The sequence below is a fragment of the Serratia sp. LS-1 genome, assembly GCF_003719595.1.
GTDB classification, from domain to species: domain Bacteria; phylum Pseudomonadota; class Gammaproteobacteria; order Enterobacterales; family Enterobacteriaceae; genus Serratia; species Serratia ureilytica.
In genome coordinates this window covers 206,139-227,113 of sequence record NZ_CP033504.1, presented here as the reverse complement: position 1 = coordinate 227,113, position 20,975 = coordinate 206,139, and the positions used below count along the sequence as shown (strand labels likewise).

Here is a 20,975-nt window from a genome sequence, read left to right as displayed (position 1 = left end):
TAAAGAGCAGTGCCGAGAAACTCATCGGCGCGGGCTGCGTATATTACGCTTTTCACCCGGAGAGTCAAGCGTTTATTTCGCTTTCTTCTCGCTGACCCGGCGGCTTGTCAGTCGTTGTTCCCGGTCAGTGGAGGCGCATTATAGGGAGTTCTCGGCGGGCCGCAACCCCTAAATGCAAAAAACTTTTCAAGCGTTCAAATAATCACCAAAAACGCCTTTTTAGGATGTTTATTAGTCAGAAAATACCGGTTTTAGCACAGTAATAGCGGCAAACCCTGTAAACAGGGACAAACGAAGGTAAAGAAAAGGGAGCGGTCACCCGCTCCCTTTCATCTTTATTATCCTTAATTGCCGTTATTGTCGGGCAACGATATGGTCGTTTTCCACATCCAGCGTTACCAGCTTGCCGGGGATCAGCTTGCCGGACAGGATTTGCTGCGCCAGCGGGTTCTCGATTTCCTGCTGAATAGCGCGTTTCAACGGGCGTGCGCCATATACAGGGTCGTAGCCGGTTTTGCTTAACAGCGCCAGGGCCGGTTCGGTCATGGTCACTTCGTAACCGCGCTCTTCCAAACGCTTGTACAGACGCGACAACTGAATCTTGGCGATCGCGGCGATGTGTTTCTCGCCCAGCGGGTGGAACACCACCACTTCGTCGATACGGTTGATGAACTCTGGACGGAAGTGGTGACTCACCATCTCCATCACCGACTCTTTCATCTGCGCGTAGTTCATCTGACCGAAATGCTCCTGGATCAGATCGGAACCCAGGTTGGACGTCATGATCACCACGGTATTGCGGAAATCGACGGTGCGGCCTTGACCATCGGTCAGGCGGCCGTCATCCAACACCTGCAACAGAATATTGAACACGTCCGGGTGCGCTTTCTCGACTTCATCCAGCAGAATCACCGAATAAGGCCGGCGACGTACGGCTTCCGTCAGGTAGCCGCCCTCTTCATAACCGACATAGCCCGGAGGCGCGCCGACCAGACGCGAAACGGAGTGTTTCTCCATAAACTCGGACATATCGATACGCACCATGGCGTCGTCGCTGTCGAACAGGAACGAAGCCAGCGCCTTGCAAAGCTCGGTTTTCCCTACCCCGGTCGGACCGAGGAACAGGAACGAACCGATCGGTCGGTTAGGATCGGACAACCCCGCACGGCTGCGGCGGATCGCATTGGAGACTGCGCTGACCGCTTCGTCCTGGCCAATCACTCGCGAATGCAGTTCTTGTTCCAGGCGCAGCAGCTTGTCGCGCTCGCCTTCCAGCATTCTTGCGACCGGGATCCCGGTGGCACGCGCCAGCACTTCGGCAATCTCCGCATCGGTCACCCGGTTGCGCAGCAGCTTCATGCTCTTGCCTTCGGCCTGCGTGGCGGCGGCGAGCTGTTTTTCCAGCTCAGGGATTTTGCCGTACTGCAGTTCCGACATCCGCCCCAGATCGCCGACGCGACGCGCCTGCTCCAGGGTGATTTTGGCCTGCTCGAGTTCTGCCTTGATATTCTGGGTGCCGGAGAGCGACGCTTTTTCCGCTTTCCACTCTTCTTCCAGCTCCGAGTATTCGCGCTCTTTCTGCCCCAGCTCATCGCTCAGCATGTCCAGGCGTTTCTTGCTGGCGTCGTCAGACTCTTTATTCAGCGCCTGCTGTTCCAGTTTCAATTGGATGATGCGGCGCTCAAGCCTGTCGAGCGACTCCGGCTTGGAGTCCATCTGCATGCGAATGCTGGACGCCGCTTCGTCGATAAGGTCAATAGCCTTGTCCGGCAATTGACGATCGGCGATATAGCGGTGCGAAAGCGTTGCCGCCGCCACAATGGCCGGGTCGGTTATCTGCACGTGGTGGTGCAGTTCGTAACGCTCTTTCAGGCCGCGCAGAATAGCAATGGTGTCTTCCACGCTCGGCTCCGCCACATATACTTTCTGGAAACGACGTTCGAGCGCCGCATCCTTCTCTATATATTGACGGTATTCATCCAGCGTGGTGGCACCAACGCAGTGCAGCTCGCCGCGCGCCAGCGCCGGCTTCAGCATGTTGCCTGCGTCCATCGCGCCATCCGCCTTACCGGCGCCGACCATGGTGTGCAGTTCGTCGATAAACAGGATAACGCTGCCTTCCTGCTTGGCCAGATCGTTGAGCACGCCTTTCAGACGCTCTTCAAACTCGCCGCGATATTTGGCGCCGGCGATCAAAGCGCCCATATCGAGGGACAATACGCGCTTGTGCTTCAGTCCTTCCGGCACTTCGCCGTTAATGATGCGCTGCGCCAGGCCTTCGACGATGGCGGTTTTACCCACACCAGGTTCGCCGATCAACACCGGGTTGTTTTTGGTACGGCGTTGCAGCACCTGAATGGTGCGACGGATCTCTTCGTCACGGCCGATCACCGGGTCAAGTTTGCCCTGCTCAGCACGTTCGGTCAGATCGATAGTGTATTTCTTCAATGCCTGCCGTTGGTCTTCGGCGCCTTGGTCTTCCACGCTGTCACCGCCTCTCATTTGTTCAATGGCTTTGCTGATTTTATCGGCCGTCGCGCCGGCCGCTTTCAACAAGTCGGTCAACGAGCCGCGGTCTTCCAGCACCGCAAGCACAAACAGCTCGGAAGAAATGAATTTGTCCGCACGCTTTTGCGCCAGCTTGTCGCACAGGTTCAGAACGCGCACCAACTCGTGGGACGGTTGAACGTCGCCACCGGTGCCTTCTACCTGCGGTAAACGGGACAGCGCCTGTTCGATCTCGGTGCGTACACGCCCGGCATCGATACCTGCGGAAGTTAATAGTGGACGAACCGTGCCCCCTTCCTGATTGAGCAGGGCGCTCATCAGATGTAGCGGTTCAATAAACTGGTTGTCGTGCCCAAGGGCTAGTGACTGGGCATCGGCGAGGGCAAGCTGGAATTTGTTGGTAAGACGATCCAGACGCATAACACCTCCAAGATGGGTCGAAATTGCTACTGGAGATTAAATGAGGTCATCCCTCAAATTTTCAAGGTTATCTCGACGCTAAATTTTCGGTACAACGCCATGCGTCGTTGGATCGTCCTAATTCAATAGGTTATATCAGCCAGATTAAACTTGCCAGACGTCCGGTTATTCCATCGCGTCGATAGGAGAAAAAATGGCTCATTTCGTTAACCGTACAGCGGTCGCCGCCATAAATGGCCTGAACGCCCGCACGCAACAAGCGTTGGCGAGCCAGCAAGTAGATATTAGCCAAAAACTTATCGCCATGCGGGGTAAATGCCGCTGCGGCCTCAGCGTCTTCCGCCATGAAAGCGGCGCGCACCTCCGGCCCGACCTCGAACTGCTGCGGGCCGATCGCCGGCCCCAGCCAGGCGCTGATTTGGCCCGGTGCGGCGCTGAACGCCGCCACGGTTTGCTCCAGCACGCCGTGGCATAGCCCACGCCAACCGGCGTGAGCGGCGGCCACTTCGTCGCCTTGCTGCGAGCAGAACAGCACCGGCAGACAATCCGCCGTCATCACTGCGCACACCTGACCCGGCACGTTGCTGTACACCGCATCCGCCCGCAGATCGGCGGGCGCTTGTCCCGTCAACGTCACCACGCGGGTGCCGTGCACCTGCTCGAGCCATACCGGCATCTGCGGCAAGCCGGCGGCGGTAACCAACCTTTCCCGATTGCGCTTCACCGCTTGCGCCTCGTCACCCACGTGAGCGCCGAGGTTCAGCGAGTCATAAGGTGGCAGGCTGACGCCACCATCGCGCGTGGTGCTGCAAGCTTTAACGCCGGGAGGCAACGGCCAGTCGGGCAGAATGAGCGAGCGCATTACCAGTCCATCTGATCTTTGAATTCTTCGGTGTCCGCCTTCAGCGCGTTGATCAGATCAACCATGTCCTGCGGCAGCGGCGCATGCCACTCCATCTGGATGCCGCTGATCGGGTGATACAAACGCAGCATGGTAGCGTGCAGCGCCTGGCGGTCAAAGCCGCGCAGCGTGTTGATGAAGGCCTCCGAAGCGCCTTTCGGCGGACGCGGACGGCCGCCGTACAGCGGATCGCCCACCAGCGGATGGCTAATGTAAGCCATGTGCACGCGGATCTGGTGAGTACGGCCGGTTTCCAGGCGCAGGCGCAGACGAGTGTGCGCGCGGAAGTGCTCCATAATGCGATAGTGCGTCACCGCCGGCTTACCCATCGGGTGCACCGCCATGTGAGTGCGCTTGGTGGAATGGCGCGCGATGGGTTCTTCTACCGTACCGCCTGCCGTCATGGTGCCGATCGCCACCGCTTCGTATTCACGGGTGATTTCGCGCGCCTGCAGCGCCTCCACCAGCCGGGTTTGCGCCGGCACGGTTTTCGCCACCACCATCAGGCCGGTGGTGTCTTTATCCAGACGGTGCACGATGCCGGCACGCGGCACGTCGGCGATTTCCGGGTAGTGATGCAGCAGCGCATTGAGCACCGTGCCGTCCGGGTTACCGGCGCCAGGGTGCACCACCAAATCGCGCGGCTTGTTGATCACCAGGATATCGCTGTCTTCATAGACGATATCCAGCGCGATATCCTGCGGCTCCCAACGCGCTTCTTCTTCTATCTGTGCATCGATGGCGACTGTCTCTCCGCCCAGCACCTTCTCTTTCGGTTTGTTTGACGTTTTGCCATTGACCTTCACCCGATCGCCCAGGATCCACTCTTTTATGCGAGATCGTGAATAATCAGGGAACAATTCGGCCAAAGCCTGATCTAAACGTTGTCCGAGTTGAGATTCGGCCACCGTTGCGGTGAGTTGTACTTGTTGTGCCATATGCAGCTTCTTCGTTAACGTTGGGTTTTCACGGCGATGCCGTTTAATATAATGTGCTATTGTACCTGGTCTTTGTCGGGAGCTTAACGGACAGTCTCCCGGAATAACACCCTGAGGATAATCAAAACGTCATGACGCGTATGAAATATCTGGTGGCGGCAGCCACGTTGAGCCTGGCGCTGGCAGGTTGCTCCACATCCAAGGATGCGGTTCCCGACAACCCGCCTTCGGAAATCTATGCTACCGCGCAGCAAAAACTGCAGGACGGTAACTTCAAGGGCGCGATTACGCAACTCGAAGCGTTAGATAACCGCTATCCTTTCGGGCCGTATTCCCAGCAGGTCCAGCTGGATTTGATTTACGCCTATTATAAGGCTGCCGACTTGCCAATGGCTCAGGCATCCATCGATCGCTTCATGCGCCTGAATCCGACGCACCCGAACATCGATTACGTGATGTACATGCGCGGCCTGACCGACATGGCGCTTGATGACAGCGCGCTGCAGGGCTTCTTCGGGGTTGACCGTTCGGACCGCGATCCTCAGCACGCTCGCGCTGCGTTCCGCGACTTCAGCCAGTTGATTCAGCAATACCCGAACAGCCAATACGCGACCGACGCCAACAAGCGTTTGGTGTATCTGAAAGATCGTTTGGCCAAGTATGAGCTTTCGGTGGCGGAATACTACACTAAACGTGGTGCTTACGTCGCGGTCGTTAATCGCGCCGAGCAGATGTTGCGTGAATTCCCGGATACCAAAGCGACGCATGACGTGTTGCCGCTGATGGAAAATGCCTACAGGCAGCTGCAGCTGAACGGCCAGGCTGACAAAGTGGCCAAAGTGATCGCCGCCAACCCACAATAAGCGCGCGTCGGCAGCGGCAGAAAAACCAAACGGCAGCCAAGGCTGCCGTTTTCATTGGCGTCGACCTGGTTTTTACTGGAAAAATACACAAGTAAAAACACGGTGTTAGCTAGCGCTCCTCACCGGTCAACTCATCGATAATGCGCCATCCGGCGGCAACTCTCAAGCATTAGATAGCCAATTCAAATGCTGAATCACAGATTGAACTAACTTTGCAAAAAGTGACAAAAAATCGTGATTTACATCACGCATTTAAACAAAAAGCGGGGTATGCTGGATTCACCAAGACGGAAAGACAGAGAGGTAAGTTATATGACATTGAACATTACCAGCAAACAAATGGATATCACTCCCGCAATCCGCAATCACGTCGAAGACCGTCTCACCAAACTGGAAAAATGGCAGACCCAGCTGATTAACCCGCATATCGTCTTATCCAAAGAGCCGCAAGGGTTTGTCGCCGACGCTACCATTACCACGCCTAACGGCCCGCTGGTCGCCAGCGCCAAACATGATGACATGTATACCGCCGTTAACGAGCTGATCGCCAAACTGGAGCGCCAGTTGAACAAGGTGCAGCACAAAGGCGAAGCGCGCCGCTGCAATGCCAGCGTGAAAGACATCGTGCCGGAAGTCACGCAAGAGCAGGAATAACCGTCCGACAGCGATTGCCGCATCAAACGCGCCCGAGGGCGCGTTTTTTGTCGGGTATTTTTGTTGACGAGGTAAAAACCAGCGGTTACTTTAAAACCTGTTCGCATTAACCTTAGGTAGACCATGCCACGCACACCGTTTTTCTTCGCATTCTTTTTTACCTTCCCCTGACTGGGAGGCGTTTCGTCGTGTGAGAAAGAATGCGAAGACGAACAACAAGGCCTCCTGGAAACAGGGGGCTTTTTTTATGGCTGTTTTACAACGAATAAGAACTGAAGGCGGAAGCTGATTATGACTGACAACCCGTTATTGGTGCTGCGCGAGCGCATCAGCGCACTGGACTTGAAACTGTTGGCCTTGCTGGCGGAACGCCGTGAGCTGGCGATCGAAGTCGGCAAGACTAAGCTGCACTCTCACCGCCCGATCCGTGACAAAGAGCGCGAACGCGATCTGCTGGATGCGCTGATCGCCGCCGCCAAGCCTTACGACCTGGACGGTTTCTACGTCACCCGCCTGTTCCAACTGATCATTGAAGACTCCGTTCTGACCCAGCAGGCGCTGTTGCAGCACCAGCTCAACCCCGTCAGCCAGCATTCCGCCCGCATCGCTTTCCTCGGCCCGAAAGGCTCTTATTCACATCTGGCGGCACGCCAATACGCTGCCCGCCACTTCGATCGGCTGATCGAATGCGGCTGCCAGAAGTTTCAGGATATTTTCGCCCAGGTGGAAACCGGCCAGGCGGACTATGCGATTTTGCCGATCGAGAACACCAGCTCCGGTTCGATAAACGAGGTCTACGATCTGCTGCAACACACCAGCCTGTCGATCGTCGGCGAACTGACTAACCCTATCAACCACTGCGTTCTGATCGCCGGCGACAGCGATCTGAGCCAGATAGAAACCGTCTATAGCCATCCGCAGCCGTTCCAACAGTGCAGCCAGTTCCTTAACCGCTTCCCGCACTGGAAAATCGAATACACCGAAAGCACGGCGGCCGCGATGGAGAAAGTCGCCAAGCTGAATTCACCGAAGGTGGCTGCACTGGGCAGCGAGGCCGGCGGCGCGCTGTACGGGTTGCAGGTGCTGGAACACAATCTCGCCAACCAGCAGCAAAACATCACTCGCTTCATCGTGCTGGCGCGCAAAGCGATCGATGTCTCCGAACAGGTGCCGGCAAAAACCACGCTGATCATGGCGACCGGCCAACAATCCGGCGCGCTGGTCGAAGCGCTGCTGGTATTGCGCGATAACGGCATCATCATGACCAAGCTGGAATCACGTCCGATCAACGGCAATCCGTGGGAGGAGATGTTCTATATCGATGTGCAGGCCAACCTGCGCGCCGAGGCGATGCAAAAAGCGCTGCGCGATCTGGCGCCGATCACCCGCTCGCTGAAGGTGCTGGGCTGTTACCCAAGCGACACCGTGGTGCCGGTCAACCCATCCTGAAACTGTAAAAAAGGGTTCGGCCAAGCCGAACCCTTTATGTTTACTGCCCGCGTTTTACTGCCGGCTGTCGTTAGCCTGCCGCAACAACGTACGGCTCTCCACCAGGAAGCGCTGGGCGTAATCGCCGAACCAATGCTCTACCTTGCGGAAGCTCTCGATAAACGCCTGTTTGTCGCCATGCTCCAACAGCTTTATCGCCTCGCCGAAGCGCTGGTAGTAACGCTTAATCAGCGCCACGTTTTCTTCCGACGACATAATGATATCGGCGTACAGCTGCGGATCCTGCGCGAACAGGCGGCCAACCATCGCCAGCTCCAACCGGTAGATTGGCGAAGAGAGCGCCAGCAGTTGCTCCAGTTGCACGTTCTCTTCCGCCAGGTGCAGCCCGTAGGCGAAGGTAGCGAAGTGCCGCAGCGCCTGAATAAACGCCATATTCTGATCGTGCTCGGCCGCGCTGATGCGATGCAGCCGCGCGCCCCACACCTGCAACTGTTCAAGCAGCCACTGATACGCCTCCGGCTGGCGGCCGTCGCAGTAGACCACCACCTGCTTGGCCACGCTGCCCACGTCCGGGCCGAACATCGGATGCAGACCGACCACCGGGCCGCTGTGCGCCGCCAACATCGCGTGCAAAGGCCGGTTCTTCACCGACGCCAGATCCACCAGAATACAATCGGCAGGCAGCGTCGGCAGGCGGCTTATCACCTGCTCGGTCACGTGGATCGGCACGCTGACGATCACCATGCCGGCATCCGCCAACAGCTGCTCCGCCTGCGGCCAATCTTCCTGATCCAACACCCTGACCTGATAACCCGACAACGTCAGCAAGCGATTGAACAGCCTGCCCATTTGGCCGTTGCCGCCGATAATGACGATCGGCCGCAGCTGCGGGCACAGGGTTTTAAAGCCCTTATCGTTCTCGCTGACGTAAGACTCGCGCATCACGCGGCGCAACACATCTTCGATCAGATCCGGCGGCACGCCGAGATTTTCCGCCTCCCGGCGGCGCGAGGCCAGCATCGCGGCTTCGCGCTCCGGCACATAAACCGGCAAACCGTGGCGGCTTTTGACTTCGCCCACTTCCGCTACCAGATGCAGGCGTTTCGCCAGCAGATCCAGCAGCGCTTTATCCACCTCATCGATTTGATCGCGCAGCGCGGTCAGTTCTGCCACCATAACTTACTTTTCTCCCGTGCGGGCCGTCAGCGCAGCGCCGAGTTCCTGATGCATATGGCGCAACAGGGTTTCCGTACTCTCCCAGTTGATGCAGGCGTCGGTGACGGACACACCGTAACGCATGTCTGCACGCGGCTGTTCGGAAGACTGATTGCCCTCATGCAGATGGCTCTCCAGCATAATGCCGGTGATTGAGCGGTTACCCGCCTTGATCTGCTCCACCACGGACTCGGCAACCGCCGGCTGACGGCGATAGTCTTTATTCGAGTTGCCATGGCTGCAATCTATCATCAAGGACGGGTGGAGTCCCGCCTCAAGCATCTGTTTTTCACAGGCCGCAACGTGCTCAGCGCTGTAGTTCGGAGTTTTGCCGCCGCGCAGGATCACGTGCCCATCCGGGTTGCCCTGAGTCTGCAGCAGGCAAACCTGGCCTGCCTGGTTAATGCCGACGAAGCGATGCGGCATGGCAGCGGCGCGCATGGCGTTGATGGCGGTGCCCAGGCTGCCGTCGGTGCCGTTTTTGAACCCGACCGGCATCGACAGGCCGGATGCCATTTCTCGGTGGGTCTGAGATTCGGTGGTACGCGCGCCGATCGCCGACCAGCTGAACAAATCACCCAGGTACTGCGGGCTGTTCGGATCCAACGCTTCGGTAGCCAACGGCAAGCCCATGCCCACCAGATCCAGCAACAGGCGACGCGCGATATGCAAGCCTGCTTCAACATCAAACGAACCGTCCATGTACGGATCGTTGATCAAACCTTTCCAGCCGACAGTGGTTCTGGGTTTTTCAAAGTAGACGCGCATAACGATATACAGCTGATCGCTCAAGTCAGCCGCCAGGGTTTTCAAACGACGGGCGTAGTCCAGCGCCGCATCCGGATCGTGGATCGAACAAGGCCCACACACCACCAACAGGCGATGATCGCGCCCCTGCAAAATGTTGGCGATGGTGTTACGCGCAGTGGCGATTTCATTTTCGTCGTCGGCGCTGAGCGGGAACTGGTTCTTCAGCTCCTCCGGCGTGATGAGAACCTGTTCTGCACTGATGTGTACGTTATTGAGCGCGTCTTTTTGCATGATGCTATTCCTGTCGTTTGGCGTTATGCGTTGAAATGGAACATTGAGCGTTTCAGGGGTCTACCCTATCACGATATGTAAAGTTTTCAATCCATTTTCCGTAAATAAAAGATTACCGTCATTATCTTGCTTAAAACACCTTTGAATCAGGGTTGCGAAAATAGATTTAAACTAAACAAATACAATATATTAAACAATTAAACAGCCCATCATCACGCTGTAACCCCTCCTGCCTAACAAAGCCATTTATCGTAAACATATTTGTACATTATATTTTACAGCGAGGATGCACGCCCCATCTCGGCACCGGCGGGCGGGCGAAGCAGGATCAGCACGAAATGCCGTCGAAAGCGATGAATTTAAGTAGAAGAAAAGCGAATAAATGAGGGATAAAAATTAAAAACTTAAGCTAATGGCGGCTATTTTTGTCGCCGAAATGAACCGATATAATGTGACCGTCATCAACAATAATCACCCTTAACAACTGGATCCAAGATGCTCTCTTCCCGCGCTCGTCGCGCTTTTCCGCTGTATATTTGCTGCTTAACGACTTTCACCAGTGTTTCAGCCCTTGCCGACAATACGCTTTTCACCGCGATGGACGATCCGGCCACCGCCAAGAAACCGTTCGAAGGCAACGTGCAGGCGGGCTACAACGCCCAGTCCGGCAACTCGCAGAGTTCCACTCTGTTGGCCAACACCAACATGACCTGGTTCAACACCGACGCGGCGTACAGCCTGTGGGGGGCGGCCAACAACACCACCTCCTCCAACGTGCGCTCGTCCGAAAAGTATCAGGCCGGCGGCCGTACGCGCTATAACCTGACCGATCGCAACTACCTGTTCGGCCAGGCCAGCTGGCTGAGCGACCGTTTCAACGGTTACGACTCACGCTCCACGCTGACCAGCGGCTATGGCCGTCAAATCCTCAACGGGCCGCTCAGCGACCTGCGGGTGGAATTCGGTCCCGGCGTGCGCCATGACGAATACCATGGCGGCGGCCGCTCGACCAAAGGGCTGGCCTATGGCGCGGCCAACTATTCCTATCAGCTCACCGACAACACCAAGTTCATTCAGGGCGTCTCCGCACTGGCGAACGAAGAAACCACGCTGAACTCGGAAAGCGCGTTGAACGTGGCGATCAACGATCGCTTTTCACTGCGCGTAGCTTACACCGTGACCTACAACAGCAAGCCACCGGCCTCCGCGCCGAAGAATACCGACACGACAACCTCGGTCACGCTGGTCTACGGCCTGTAACCTGCCCGCCCATGATTTCTCGAAGCCCATCATCGATGGGCTTTTTTTATGCCTGCGGCGTCAACGTTAACCAGACCATGCCAAGCGCTTTCAATGCATCCGGAGAACATTGAAAGTCGACGTTGCCGCCGCTGACCCGCACCTGGTTACCCGGTAAACGCGCTATATCGTATACGTCCAGGTTACCGTCGATGTCCACCAGCCAGCGGCCATTGGCGATATGCGTAACGGCCAGATCCACCAGCCAGGATACGCGCCCGCCATCAACATAAGCCGGCTGAGCCACGCCGTCAGGAATCAAAGAACAGTCTGCCGACCACTGCCCCCCCTCTTTCAACTGCCCGGCGAGCAGGCGATATTTCGGTATCGTGCGAACTCCGGATACCGGAACCGCCGATGCGGCATCACCCCACATCTCCCCCTGGCCCGTCGCCAGCCACAGCAGCGAGACGCCTGTATCCAGAGCACAGGTCACCACGATATCGCCGGGGAAGTAGTTGCGGCGGACCCAGGTGCTCATCGTGCCTGAAGAGATACCCAGCAGGTCGCCCAATTCTTTTTGCAGATTGAAACCGTAAGCATCCAAAATGCGGCGCAATACCCCTTTCCCGCCGGAAGCCAAAACGCGATCGTAAAGCGCTTTACCTTGCGCAGATGACGCAGGCTTGCGATTTACTTTTGAATTTGCAAGTTCACCAGTCATCAGCCAGGCCAGGTCTGCTCCCGTAGTTAACGCGCAGTTGATAATGACATATCCGGGAACACTACCCCGCTGTTGCCAACTACTGATGTTATTCGGCGCTATCCCAAGGATTTCACTCAATTCCTTCTGCGTGCCAACGCCATAAGATGAAAGAACTCTCTCAATTACCGCTCCCACGGAGGTGTTGTTGTTTGTTGCATCTTCACGCATATCATCACCGATTAAAAATGAAATTCGCATTTACAAGTCGCATTTTGCGATTTAAAGTACCATCAATTCGCCGTCACTCGGCATGTCGATCGCTTTAGTTAAGATGATGCGACATGGGTGATGAAAATGCAAATACCGCAAGGCGACAACAATCTTGCGTAATCACTTTGTTTACAGCGTGTTTACTCAAGTTTTCGCCTTTAAACGACGGATAACCAAACCTTGCTTTTGCGAGTATTCATCCATCATCAAATTCAGATAAGGAGGCTGTCATGCTACTGGCCAGCGAGGAGCAACGGGCTATCGGCCTGCGGCGTATTGCTGAAATCCGCCGCACACTGTTTGCCCGGCAACCCAACCATGCCGAAGAGATTTACGACACGGCGCCGCTGCACCTGCGCCATACGTTTTGCTTCCACGCCGGGCTGACTGAACGCTATGTGTGGTTAAAGTTTCACGAAATGGGTTATGCCGAACGGCGGAAAATCGTCGCGGCACTCAATGAACTCATCTCGCTCAGTCAATCGTTGCCGCGCTATATCAGCGAAACAGACTGTCTGTTACCCCCAAAAAAATAACCTTTCGAATCAAGCTGGCGTGCAACCCGCCGGGCACCGCTCGGCCCAAATTCACCCTATTAAATACTGGAAAATATTATGGCTGATACTATTGATATGGCGCAGGAGCGCCAGGCATTGATGCTCGAGAAACAAATTGCGTATGCCAGGCCGGTTGCCACAGCGCCCTCGGCGTTCTGCTGTGCCGATTGTGACGCGGCGATTCCTGTGGCGAGACGCATTGCGATTCCCGGCGTCAGCCGCTGCGTGACCTGCCAGCAGCTATCAGAAGCCAAGCAACGTCATGTCGCTCGCCGTTAAAAATAGGCCGGCGGAGCATCTGCCGGTCAACGCCTCTGCCATACAACACGCAGCGTACGGTGATTACGCCTATCCATGGAATGCCCCACGACGTGCGATAGGGCGCGAAGCGGCGCTGAATCGCGACCAACTGCGCCAATGGCAAGCGATACTGCAGTGCATTCATGACCTGCCTTATTATTTGCGCACGCCGTTCCTTGAGCGCCACCGCCAACTGCTCAGCCAGAAGGGAGCCCACGCCGCCTGGCATTATCTGGTGCGAGTTTTCCATCGGCGGATATGGCCACGCATTCAGCAGGTAAATAATAATTTCGGTTTGGATCAACGCAAATCACTGCACTTTAGCAGCGAAGCGGACAGCTATAGCGCACTGCCCGCGCTGGGCGATAAAGCGCTGGAGCAGTTGGCGCGGCGTATCGGGGGCCAACTTTCTGCGCTCTACCAGAGTGAATGTGACGCCTTGCTGGCGAAGCATGGCAATAATGCCGAGATCCTGCTACACGCGGATATACAGCGCCGCCTCTATCGCCAAATCGCCACGATGGCCCGCGCCTTCAATATCCAGCCCATGCACTGGCGCTGTTATCGTAAAGGCAAGTTGGACAGCGAGCGGGCAATTGCGGCGCTGTCGCGCCTGACCGACGATCGCTGGTGGCTGCGGCGTCTCAAAATGCAACGCATGCAGTGGCGCGAGGCGCTGCAAATCGCGATAGGCAACGTCCGCAACAACACGTCACCTTATGCCAGCAGACAGGCCCTTCACGATGTCAAGGCTCGGCGTCAATCGAACCTCGATTATCTTCACCGTTGCGAGCTGGAAAACGTCGCCACGGGCGAGCGCGCCGATCTTATGGATAAAGTGCTCGGCAGCATCGCCAATCCCGCCATTCGTCGTATGGAGTTGATGAATACCCTCGCCGGTATAGAAACCTACGCCACTCGCAACGGCCACTGCGGGTTGTTTATCACGTTGACGACGCCGGCACGCTTTCACCCTATCCAGCATGTCGGCACACGAGGCAAAATGCGCTTCAATACACGCTGGCAAGGACAAGCCCTAACACCGAAGGATGGCCAGCGTTATCTGGTTGCCCAGTGGGGGAAAATGCGAACCGCCTTCAAGGATCGCCGTCTGCAGGTCTACGGTATGCGAGTGGTTGAGCCTCATCATGACGGCACGCCGCACTGGCATCTGATGATGTTCACTCCACAAATGCAACGTCAGGCAGTGCTTGACATCATGCAGCGTTATGCGCTGCAACAGGATGCAGCAGAACCTGGCGCCCAACAACATCGTTTCCAGAGCAAACACCTCAACCGGGGTGGCGCAACCGCCTATCTGGCCAAATATGTCGCAAAAAACCTCGATGGATATGCATTGGAGGAAGAGCTCGATCGCGAAACCGGCGCCCCGCTGAGCGATACCGCCCGCGCGGTCAGCGCCTGGGCCGCCACCTGGCGCATCCCCCAGTTTCATCCCTTCGGCCTGCCCGGTCTCGGGGTCTACCGCGAATGTCGACGTATTCGCGGCCAAAACCTGACGCCGCAGTTTGACGCCGGCACCGAAGCCGTGCGCGCCGCTGCCGACGCCGGCGACTTTGCCGGTTACATACAGGCGCAAGGCGGCGCCAATGTGCCACGCAGCCACCAGTGGGTGCGTGTCGCGCGCGAAGCCTCAGAAACCCGGAACGCTTATGACGAGCCCGTCACAAAAGTTGTCGGCATTTATGCACCGCATTTGGGAATTGAGCGGGTATACCGAACGCGCACCGTACAATGGCGGATCGTCGCTAAAACACTCGCCGCCGCGACGCCTTGGAGTTCTGGCAATAACTGTGGAACGCGCGCTCTTTACTTGCCGCCGGCACCCGCGCCGTCGGCTCGTTTGACGCCGCCACAGCGGCAGCATTGTCTGAATATTGCCCGCAAACTTCGAGGTATTGGCATAGAACCGCAACGCTGGCAGTTGGAGGTTCTCGCACGCGGCGGCAAAATTCATTTTGACGGCCTCCTTGTACAATTTCCGCTAATCAATGATTGGCCGTATTTTTACTGCACAAATGATAAGTCCAACCATTGACGCCTTTAGCGTTTTGCTTAATACTGTATAAATACACAGTATAATCAAGAGAGGGCAAAAACAGTGGAAATTATGGATAAACAACAAGTAACACTGTCCCGCATCCAATTCATCGCCGATGTTTCACAGGCTGCGCAATGCAGTGCCTCCGAGTTTCTGATCGCCATGTCGCTGATCTCCGATTTGGCCAGTCAGGTGCTGCCGAACAATGATTATCAAGAAATATTTTATCCCGCTGACGAACACCCCCCCTGCTAATCCCTCCAGCCAAACGTTTTTCATCCCCCCGCCGCCGGCGGGGTTTTTATTTCTGCCGGCGGCACTTTTGCGCCTCAGTTGTGCCATCTCATCCACAACCCCCTCGCGTTGCCCCTCCCTCCCACGCGCGCGAAACTGAAGATATCCGGGGCCACAGCCCTCTCTCCCAACGCTATCGCAGGATGGTAATGATGAAAATTTATGCACAACAAGGTGACACCATTGATGCGATTTGCTGGCGCTACTACGGCAGCACGCAACGCCAGGTGGAACAAGTCTATCTGGCTAACCGTGGCCTCGCCGATCTGGGGCCCCTGCTGCCGCACGGTCAACCGGTGGAATTGCCGGACCTGCCTGCGGCGGCCCAACGAGAAACCGTCAAATTGTGGGATTAAGCGATGGAGAAACTCACTTCAACCCTTGCCTATTTCGTCGCGGCTTGCCTGGCCTGGTTAGGGAGCCACTCTGCACAGGACATTGCCATCCTGGTCGGCGCCGCAGTCGGCGTCGGTACCTTTGCAGTGAATTGGTACTACCGGCGTAAAAGCTACCAGTTGCTGAAATCGCTAAAAAAAAACGGCCTGAAACGCGGAGTCTACGATGAGCTCACTCGCTAAACGCTGCAGCGTGGCGGCTATTTTAACCCTCGCTGCCCTGCTGCCTCAGTTCAATACGCTGAAAACCTCTGAGGAAGGTTTGCGCCTGATCGCCGATTTCGAAGGCTGCCGGCTTTCACCCTACCAATGCAGTGCCGGCGTCTGGACCAACGGCATCGGCCACACCGCCGGCGTGAAGCCGGGCGCCGTCATCAACGAACGCCAGGCGGCCGCCCATTTGATCGACGATGTACGCGCCGTAGAGCGCGGTCTCGCGCGCTGTATGGATGTCAAGATGCCGCAGCCGGTTTACGACGCCGTCAGCGCTTTCGCTTTCAACGTCGGCGTCAACGCCGCCTGCAATTCAACGCTGGCCACCTTTGTCAAACGTCGTCAGTGGCAGGCGGCTTGCGATCAACTGCCTCGTTGGATTTATGTCAACGGCGTCAAAAACAAAGGACTGGAGCGCCGCCGCACGGCCGAACGTGCGCTATGTCTGAGCGGCATCTCACGCTGATCGTTTTTCAACAAACGCCCACTCAAACCGCTCCCTTTTTCAGGAGATACATCATGTTAAAACCCGAACAGCTCCGTGCAGCACTGTTCAATGCCATTCCCGTGTTGCAGCAAAACCCCGAACGATTGCGCCTTGGCATTGCTAACGGCCGCGTGATCTCAACGCTCGCCCCCTCGCTGTCCTTCGAATATCGCTATCAGCTCAATCTGGCGCTGGATGGGCCGTCAGCTGACGACGACCGGGTCATGGTCGCCGTACTGGCCTGGCTGCGCAGCCACCAACCAGACCTTCTTGCCAATCCGGACAAGCGTAAAAATGATTTTTCGTTTCAGAGGGATATAGACACGCCGAACCAGTTGATATTGCAGCTGCAACTCACCGAACGAATCCGGGTGGAACTGCGCGATGGCGCATTGCATATCACCCCGCTGGCTGAACCTCCCGAACCGGAGAACGTCGTTCGCTTCACCCAGGTTTATTTGCACGGAGAGTTACTCAGCGAATTTGGTCAGCCGTAGCGCCCTACAGGCAGCTTCGGTTGTGCCGGCGGCAGCCAAACGCCGTCGCGTTGTCCCCCTTTTCATCCAGCGGCATTCTTGAGACATGAACACAGACAACTTCGATATTCAGCGCCTGGTGCGCAACCTGATACGGATCGGGACCGTCAGCGAGCTCGACTTGGAACGCGGGCGCTGCCGCGTCGCCACCGGCGGCAATCTTACCGACTGGCTCAACTGGCTGACCGGACGGGCCGGCGACGCACGCAGCTGGTGGGCGCCCAGCATTGGTGAACAGGTCTTGGTGCTGTCACTTGGCGGGGAACTTGAAACCGCTTTCGTGTTGCCCGGCGTATTTTCCGATGCTCACCCCGCACCGTCGGCCTCAGCACAGGCGGCGCATATCGCTTTTCCTGACGGTGCAGTGCTCGAATACGAGCCGGCTACCGGGGCGCTTAAGGCCGTCGGCATACAAAGCGCCACCATTGAAGCCGCCGAGCGGATCACTCTGACGGCGCCAAACATCACCTGTATCGCCAGCGGAAAAATTACGCTGGACGCTCCCGAAGTGGAGTGTACCCAGCAACTCACTACCGGCACCATCGCCATCCATCAGGGCGGCTCGATGACCGGCGATCTCAATCACACCGGTGGCAGCATCAGCTCTAACGGCATTGTGGTGCATACCCACACCCACGGTGGAGTGCAAAACGGCGGAGGCCAAACGGACAAACCAGCATGAACAACGCGAAATTTCTTGGCATGAATCGCGGCAACGGCCGCGCAATCGCCGATCTCGAGCACATTCGCCAGTCGGTGAGCGACATCCTGATTACGCCTATCGGCTCACGCGTCATGCGCCGCAGCTACGGTTCGTTGCTGTCCGAGTTGCTGGATCAGCCGCAAAACGACGTACTGCGATTGCAAATGATGGCGGCCTGCTACAGCGCACTGCTGCAGTGGGAACCACGCATTCGGTTGACGGGCATCAGTTGCAACACCACCTTTGACGGAAAAATGGTGGTCGACATTACCGGCAACCGCACAGATACGCCGGATGCCTTTTCTCTTTCTATTTCAGTGAGCTGACACCATGGCAACCATTGACCTGAGTTTATTACCCGCCCCGACGGTGGTGGATCCTCTCGATTACGAATCGCTGCTGGCCGATCGCAAGGCCACGCTGATTTCCCTTTACCCGGAAGAGCAGCGCGAAGCCATCGCCCGCACATTGGCGCTGGAATCGGAGCCGATCGTCAAACTGTTGCAAGAAAATGCTTACCGCGAACTGCTGTTACGCCAGCGCGTGAATGAAGCCGCAAAGGCCGTGATGCTGGGTTATGCCAGCGGCAGCGACCTCGACCAACTGGGCGCAAACTTCCAGGTGCGACGCCTGGTGGTGCAACAGCCGGATGACAGCGTCATCCCGCCCTTGCCGGCGGTCATGGAATCGGATAGCGATTTCCGCGTGCGCATCCAACAGGCATTCGAAGGCTTAAGCGTGGCTGGATCCAGTGGCTCTTACGAGTATCACGGTCGTTCCGCCGATGGCCGGGTCGCCGACGTTTCCGCAATAAGTCCGAGTCCGGCCAACGTGCTGATTTCCGTACTGTCACGCGAAGGAGACGGTACCGCCAGCGCCGAACTGGTGGCGATCGTCGATAAAGCGTTGAACGATGAAGATGTGCGCCCGGTGGCCGATCGCGTCACCGTCCGCTCTGCCAACATCATCAGCTACAACATCGATGCCATACTGTACCTCTACCCTGGCCCTGAAGCAGAACCGGTACGTCGCGCTGCCGAAGCCAAACTGAAAAATTACATCAGCGCCCAGCACCGTTTAGGCCGTGACATTCGCTTGTCGGCAATCTACGCCGCACTGCATGCCGAAGGGGTGCAACGCGTTGAATTGAAGACCCCGCAGGCCGACATCGTATTGGACAAAACCCAGGCGTCACATTGCGCTTCTTATCGTCTGACGGTGGGAGGCTCCGATGAGTAACCGTCTGCTGCCGGTCGGCTCTTCCCCGCTGGAGGTCGCGGCTGCGGCCGCCTGTGCCGAACTGGCCGCCATGCCGGTGCCGCTGCGCGATCTGTGGGATCCAGCCACCTGTCCGGTCAATCTGCTGCCGTACCTGGCCTGGGCCTTCTCGGTCGATCATTGGGATGAAACCTGGACGGAAGATGCCAAACGCAGCGTCGTAGCCGCCGCTTTCTTCATCCACCGTCACAAGGGCACCATCGGCGCTATTCGCCGTGTGGTGGAACCGTTGGGTTACCTGATCAAACTGCGCGAGTGGTGGGAAACCAACGGTGAGCCCGGCACCTTCACGCTGGATATCGGCGTGTTGGAGAACGGTATCACCGAAGAGATGTATCTGGAAATGGAGCGGATGATCGCCGATGCCAAGCCGGTCAGCCGCCATCTGACAGGCCTGGCGCTGAACCTCGAAGCCGCTGGCGCAATCGACGTCGCCGGCGGTCAATATGATGGAGAGCTTACTACCGTGTACCCCGACTATGCCAGTCTCGCCCTGCAAATGCTGGAGGGACATTACCAATTCTTGCAACGCAATACCGGCACCACGCTGGACTCGACTCAGCAACACTTCGTGTTCAACGACGAACATGTTTTGGCCGATTCCCGTCATGAACGCGAGCTGTCGCGCATGGCGGGGCTGCCTAACGACGCCACCACCGAAGGACAGGCTCTGCAGATCCTTGGCTATGCCCATGCGTATCTGGCGACCGGAGAACAAAAATATTTGGATCAGGCCATCGCCTGTTTTGACGCCTATGTGACCTACTTTTACGACGGTGCGCCGATCCCTGACAGCCCTCAACGCTGGATCGCCAACTGGATCGTCAACGCCAAAGAGCCTGTGCCCGCCAATTGGCCGGTCGATACGAGGGATCCGACGCATAGCGGTTTCAAAGGTATTCCGCTAACGTTCAACAAGGGCCGTACGCAGATCCCTCACGGCGCGCCCTACTGGGGTGAATATCTCGACATCGCTACTTTCGCCTTCGACGGCGCGCTGGCCTGGGATGCCGTCAACGCCCAGGTGCGCGCGGTCAATGCCGCCGGTGAAATCGACTGGAATAACGACGGTACACGCTATGACGTGGACTGGATCATCAATTGGCAGGGTTACCAGATCGGCGCCGACGGCGAGATCCTGGCCAAAGGACTGCCCGCTGAACAAATCGGTACGGTGCAATTAAAAGACGCCACGCTCGGCGGCAATCACAAGCTGAATTTCGCCAATCGCCAACCGGTCGAACACGGCGGCGTGTTAATCGAACGCAATCAGGTACAGCATAACCGTCCGCTGCATGTGCCGGTCCCGCACAACGCCATGGGCAACGCGGCCGATGCCGAGCTGTGGTTTGCCGACGCCTGCTATCTGCTACACAGCATCACCGGCGAGCAGCGCTATTTCAACGCCTGGAAAAGCGTTGAATTCACCGCGATGGAATATACCGATATTGATGCGCAGGATAAGTTCTTTCGCCAGAGCCGCAGCGCCAATACGCCGTTTACCGACGGCATCTCCTACGATTGGTCATACCCTTCCGGTGCGCCGGTAAGCTACGGCCGCAGCGCCGAAGGCATGATCACCATTCGCAAAGAGATAGCATCGCAACAATCGCTGGAACAACAGGCAATCTGGTTCCGCATTAATCGCCAGTCAAAAATCCGCACCTGCTTTGGCGGCGTCGACGATCAGAATCAGCCGATCTCCTGCAAAATACAGCTGTCTATAGCACCGGAAAAAAACGCGGCGAGCACCACGGAATGGGGCATCGGCCTGCCGCAGTCGCTCCAACCTCAGGTAAAAACTTACGACATCGCGCTCAGCAGCCTGGCGGCGCTGACGAAAGAAGACGGCAGCGACTATCTGCTGGCCGATCTGCGCGCAGTGACCGACTACGGCGGTTGCGCGATCGCCAGCCAATTTGAGGAACAGGTTTACGACAGCCGCA

At 57.0% G+C, this 20,975-nt stretch carries 22 protein-coding genes, 1 pseudogene and 1 other annotated feature; of the genes and pseudogenes, 17 read left to right on the top strand and 6 right to left on the bottom strand.

The window, feature by feature from the left end; genetic code table 11:
- Nucleotides 1-354: 354 nt before the first annotated feature.
- The 3 genes from clpB to rluD form a co-directional block, all read right to left on the bottom strand.
- On the bottom strand, nucleotides 355-2,928 hold the full coding sequence (gene clpB / locus EDY99_RS01050; protein ID WP_025301647.1) for an ATP-dependent chaperone ClpB: 2,574 nt from the start codon (nucleotides 2,926-2,928) through the stop codon (nucleotides 355-357).
- A gap of 130 nt (nucleotides 2,929-3,058) precedes the next feature.
- Nucleotides 3,059-3,790, bottom strand: coding sequence for a purine nucleoside phosphorylase YfiH (gene yfiH, locus EDY99_RS01045; RefSeq protein ID WP_033641938.1), 732 nt, complete (start codon nucleotides 3,788-3,790; stop codon nucleotides 3,059-3,061).
- Nucleotides 3,790-4,767: a 23S rRNA pseudouridine(1911/1915/1917) synthase RluD gene (gene rluD / locus EDY99_RS01040; RefSeq protein ID WP_004932452.1), complete on the bottom strand. Its 978-nt coding sequence runs from the start codon at nucleotides 4,765-4,767 to the stop codon at nucleotides 3,790-3,792. Before rluD ends, yfiH begins: the two co-directional genes overlap by 1 nt.
- 131 nt (nucleotides 4,768-4,898) lie before the next feature.
- Here rluD and bamD point away from each other — a divergent pair, with 131 nt between their 5' ends.
- The 4 genes from bamD to pheA all read left to right on the top strand — a co-directional run bounded on the left by bamD (nucleotide 4,899) and on the right by pheA (nucleotide 7,733).
- Nucleotides 4,899-5,630: an outer membrane protein assembly factor BamD gene (bamD, locus tag EDY99_RS01030; protein WP_123061400.1), complete on the top strand. Its 732-nt coding sequence runs from the start codon at nucleotides 4,899-4,901 to the stop codon at nucleotides 5,628-5,630.
- Between the two features lie 312 nt (nucleotides 5,631-5,942).
- On the top strand, nucleotides 5,943-6,284 hold the full coding sequence (gene raiA / locus EDY99_RS01025; protein WP_004932457.1) for a ribosome-associated translation inhibitor RaiA: 342 nt from the start codon (nucleotides 5,943-5,945) through the stop codon (nucleotides 6,282-6,284).
- A 122-nt stretch (nucleotides 6,285-6,406) separates the two neighbouring features.
- Nucleotides 6,407-6,533: a sequence feature (Phe leader region), on the top strand.
- The gene (locus tag EDY99_RS01020) at nucleotides 6,408-6,455 is read left to right on the top strand and encodes a hypothetical protein (RefSeq protein ID WP_101428074.1); all 48 of its coding nucleotides are present in this window, start codon (nucleotides 6,408-6,410) and stop codon (nucleotides 6,453-6,455) included. (Overlaps the previous feature by 48 nt.)
- A 42-nt stretch (nucleotides 6,534-6,575) precedes the next feature.
- Nucleotides 6,576-7,733 carry a bifunctional chorismate mutase/prephenate dehydratase gene (pheA, locus tag EDY99_RS01015; protein ID WP_033641936.1) on the top strand — a complete coding sequence of 386 codons (1,158 nt, stop codon included), beginning with the start codon at nucleotides 6,576-6,578 and terminating at the stop codon, nucleotides 7,731-7,733.
- A gap of 54 nt (nucleotides 7,734-7,787) precedes the next feature.
- On the opposite strand, the gene tyrA is transcribed toward pheA, so the two are convergent.
- Nucleotides 7,788-8,909 (bottom strand): bifunctional chorismate mutase/prephenate dehydrogenase, encoded by a 1,122-nt coding sequence (gene tyrA / locus EDY99_RS01010; RefSeq protein ID WP_033641935.1) that lies wholly within the window; start codon nucleotides 8,907-8,909, stop codon nucleotides 7,788-7,790.
- 3 nt (nucleotides 8,910-8,912) lie between these two features.
- Complete coding sequence (locus EDY99_RS01005) at nucleotides 8,913-9,989, bottom strand: 3-deoxy-7-phosphoheptulonate synthase (RefSeq protein ID WP_016929016.1); 1,077 nt, start codon at nucleotides 9,987-9,989, stop codon at nucleotides 8,913-8,915.
- A 495-nt stretch (nucleotides 9,990-10,484) separates the two neighbouring features.
- Between EDY99_RS01005 and EDY99_RS01000 the strand changes: the two genes are divergently transcribed.
- Nucleotides 10,485-11,249: a YdiY family protein gene (locus EDY99_RS01000; protein WP_033641933.1), complete on the top strand. Its 765-nt coding sequence runs from the start codon at nucleotides 10,485-10,487 to the stop codon at nucleotides 11,247-11,249.
- A gap of 46 nt (nucleotides 11,250-11,295) precedes the next feature.
- Here EDY99_RS01000 and EDY99_RS00995 read toward each other — a convergent pair whose 3' ends face one another.
- Nucleotides 11,296-12,192: a helix-turn-helix domain-containing protein gene (locus EDY99_RS00995; protein ID WP_103101724.1), complete on the bottom strand. Its 897-nt coding sequence runs from the start codon at nucleotides 12,190-12,192 to the stop codon at nucleotides 11,296-11,298.
- 242 nt (nucleotides 12,193-12,434) lie between these two features.
- Here EDY99_RS00995 and EDY99_RS00990 point away from each other — a divergent pair, with 242 nt between their 5' ends.
- From EDY99_RS00990 to EDY99_RS24940, 12 genes and pseudogenes are all read left to right on the top strand, one after another.
- Nucleotides 12,435-12,740: a hypothetical protein gene (locus tag EDY99_RS00990; protein ID WP_089196602.1), complete on the top strand. Its 306-nt coding sequence runs from the start codon at nucleotides 12,435-12,437 to the stop codon at nucleotides 12,738-12,740.
- A gap of 78 nt (nucleotides 12,741-12,818) precedes the next feature.
- Complete coding sequence (locus tag EDY99_RS00985; RefSeq protein ID WP_033641931.1) at nucleotides 12,819-13,040, top strand: TraR/DksA C4-type zinc finger protein; 222 nt, start codon at nucleotides 12,819-12,821, stop codon at nucleotides 13,038-13,040.
- Nucleotides 13,024-15,120 carry a replication endonuclease gene (locus EDY99_RS00980; RefSeq protein ID WP_123061399.1) on the top strand — a complete coding sequence of 699 codons (2,097 nt, stop codon included), beginning with the start codon at nucleotides 13,024-13,026 and terminating at the stop codon, nucleotides 15,118-15,120. The genes EDY99_RS00985 and EDY99_RS00980 overlap by 17 nt, the downstream gene beginning before the upstream one ends.
- A 63-nt stretch (nucleotides 15,121-15,183) precedes the next feature.
- Nucleotides 15,184-15,378: a hypothetical protein gene (locus EDY99_RS00975; RefSeq protein ID WP_033641930.1), complete on the top strand. Its 195-nt coding sequence runs from the start codon at nucleotides 15,184-15,186 to the stop codon at nucleotides 15,376-15,378.
- Nucleotides 15,379-15,569: 191 nt separating this feature from the next.
- The gene (locus tag EDY99_RS00970; protein ID WP_033641929.1) at nucleotides 15,570-15,773 is read left to right on the top strand and encodes a tail protein X; all 204 of its coding nucleotides are present in this window, start codon (nucleotides 15,570-15,572) and stop codon (nucleotides 15,771-15,773) included.
- A gap of 3 nt (nucleotides 15,774-15,776) precedes the next feature.
- Entirely contained in the window at nucleotides 15,777-15,995 is a 219-nt protein-coding gene (locus EDY99_RS00965; protein WP_033641928.1) for an HP1 family phage holin, read from the top strand.
- Nucleotides 15,979-16,491, top strand: a complete 513-nt coding sequence (locus tag EDY99_RS00960; RefSeq protein ID WP_046688264.1) for a lysozyme — start codon at nucleotides 15,979-15,981, stop codon at nucleotides 16,489-16,491. The genes EDY99_RS00965 and EDY99_RS00960 overlap by 17 nt, the downstream gene beginning before the upstream one ends.
- 53 nt (nucleotides 16,492-16,544) lie before the next feature.
- Nucleotides 16,545-17,009: a phage tail protein gene (locus tag EDY99_RS00955; protein ID WP_046688263.1), complete on the top strand. Its 465-nt coding sequence runs from the start codon at nucleotides 16,545-16,547 to the stop codon at nucleotides 17,007-17,009.
- A gap of 85 nt (nucleotides 17,010-17,094) precedes the next feature.
- The gene (locus tag EDY99_RS00950) at nucleotides 17,095-17,730 is read left to right on the top strand and encodes a phage baseplate assembly protein V (protein ID WP_047572604.1); all 636 of its coding nucleotides are present in this window, start codon (nucleotides 17,095-17,097) and stop codon (nucleotides 17,728-17,730) included.
- Nucleotides 17,727-18,077, top strand: a complete 351-nt coding sequence (locus tag EDY99_RS00945; RefSeq protein WP_033641924.1) for a GPW/gp25 family protein — start codon at nucleotides 17,727-17,729, stop codon at nucleotides 18,075-18,077. The genes EDY99_RS00950 and EDY99_RS00945 overlap by 4 nt, the downstream gene beginning before the upstream one ends.
- A 4-nt stretch (nucleotides 18,078-18,081) precedes the next feature.
- The gene (locus tag EDY99_RS00940) at nucleotides 18,082-18,990 is read left to right on the top strand and encodes a baseplate assembly protein (protein WP_123061398.1); all 909 of its coding nucleotides are present in this window, start codon (nucleotides 18,082-18,084) and stop codon (nucleotides 18,988-18,990) included.
- Nucleotides 18,983-19,504, top strand: a pseudogene (locus tag EDY99_RS24940) (phage tail protein I); the annotation flags it as partial. The gene EDY99_RS00940 and the pseudogene EDY99_RS24940, both read left to right, overlap by 8 nt.
- Nucleotides 19,505-20,975 lie beyond the last annotated feature (1,471 nt).

Bases quoted from the DNA above. Each gene is read 5' to 3' on its own strand.
- clpB (WP_025301647.1), bottom strand. From the start codon at position 2,928: ATGCGTCTGGATCGTCTTACCAACAAATTCCAGCTTGCCCTCGCCGAT.
- yfiH (WP_033641938.1), bottom strand. From the start codon at position 3,790: ATGCGCTCGCTCATTCTGCCCGACTGGCCGTTGCCTCCCGGCGTTAAA.
- rluD (WP_004932452.1), bottom strand. From the start codon at position 4,767: ATGGCACAACAAGTACAACTCACCGCAACGGTGGCCGAATCTCAACTC.
- bamD (WP_123061400.1), top strand. From the start codon at position 4,899: ATGACGCGTATGAAATATCTGGTGGCGGCAGCCACGTTGAGCCTGGCG.
- raiA (WP_004932457.1), top strand. From the start codon at position 5,943: ATGACATTGAACATTACCAGCAAACAAATGGATATCACTCCCGCAATC.
- pheA (WP_033641936.1), top strand. From the start codon at position 6,576: ATGACTGACAACCCGTTATTGGTGCTGCGCGAGCGCATCAGCGCACTG.
- tyrA (WP_033641935.1), bottom strand. From the start codon at position 8,909: ATGGTGGCAGAACTGACCGCGCTGCGCGATCAAATCGATGAGGTGGAT.
- EDY99_RS01005 (WP_016929016.1), bottom strand. From the start codon at position 9,989: ATGCAAAAAGACGCGCTCAATAACGTACACATCAGTGCAGAACAGGTT.
- EDY99_RS01000 (WP_033641933.1), top strand. From the start codon at position 10,485: ATGCTCTCTTCCCGCGCTCGTCGCGCTTTTCCGCTGTATATTTGCTGC.
- EDY99_RS00995 (WP_103101724.1), bottom strand. From the start codon at position 12,192: ATGCGAATTTCATTTTTAATCGGTGATGATATGCGTGAAGATGCAACA.
- EDY99_RS00990 (WP_089196602.1), top strand. From the start codon at position 12,435: ATGCTACTGGCCAGCGAGGAGCAACGGGCTATCGGCCTGCGGCGTATT.
- EDY99_RS00985 (WP_033641931.1), top strand. From the start codon at position 12,819: ATGGCTGATACTATTGATATGGCGCAGGAGCGCCAGGCATTGATGCTC.
- EDY99_RS00980 (WP_123061399.1), top strand. From the start codon at position 13,024: ATGTCGCTCGCCGTTAAAAATAGGCCGGCGGAGCATCTGCCGGTCAAC.
- EDY99_RS00970 (WP_033641929.1), top strand. From the start codon at position 15,570: ATGAAAATTTATGCACAACAAGGTGACACCATTGATGCGATTTGCTGG.
- EDY99_RS00965 (WP_033641928.1), top strand. From the start codon at position 15,777: ATGGAGAAACTCACTTCAACCCTTGCCTATTTCGTCGCGGCTTGCCTG.
- EDY99_RS00960 (WP_046688264.1), top strand. From the start codon at position 15,979: ATGAGCTCACTCGCTAAACGCTGCAGCGTGGCGGCTATTTTAACCCTC.
- EDY99_RS00955 (WP_046688263.1), top strand. From the start codon at position 16,545: ATGTTAAAACCCGAACAGCTCCGTGCAGCACTGTTCAATGCCATTCCC.
- EDY99_RS00950 (WP_047572604.1), top strand. From the start codon at position 17,095: ATGAACACAGACAACTTCGATATTCAGCGCCTGGTGCGCAACCTGATA.
- EDY99_RS00945 (WP_033641924.1), top strand. From the start codon at position 17,727: ATGAACAACGCGAAATTTCTTGGCATGAATCGCGGCAACGGCCGCGCA.
- EDY99_RS00940 (WP_123061398.1), top strand. From the start codon at position 18,082: ATGGCAACCATTGACCTGAGTTTATTACCCGCCCCGACGGTGGTGGAT.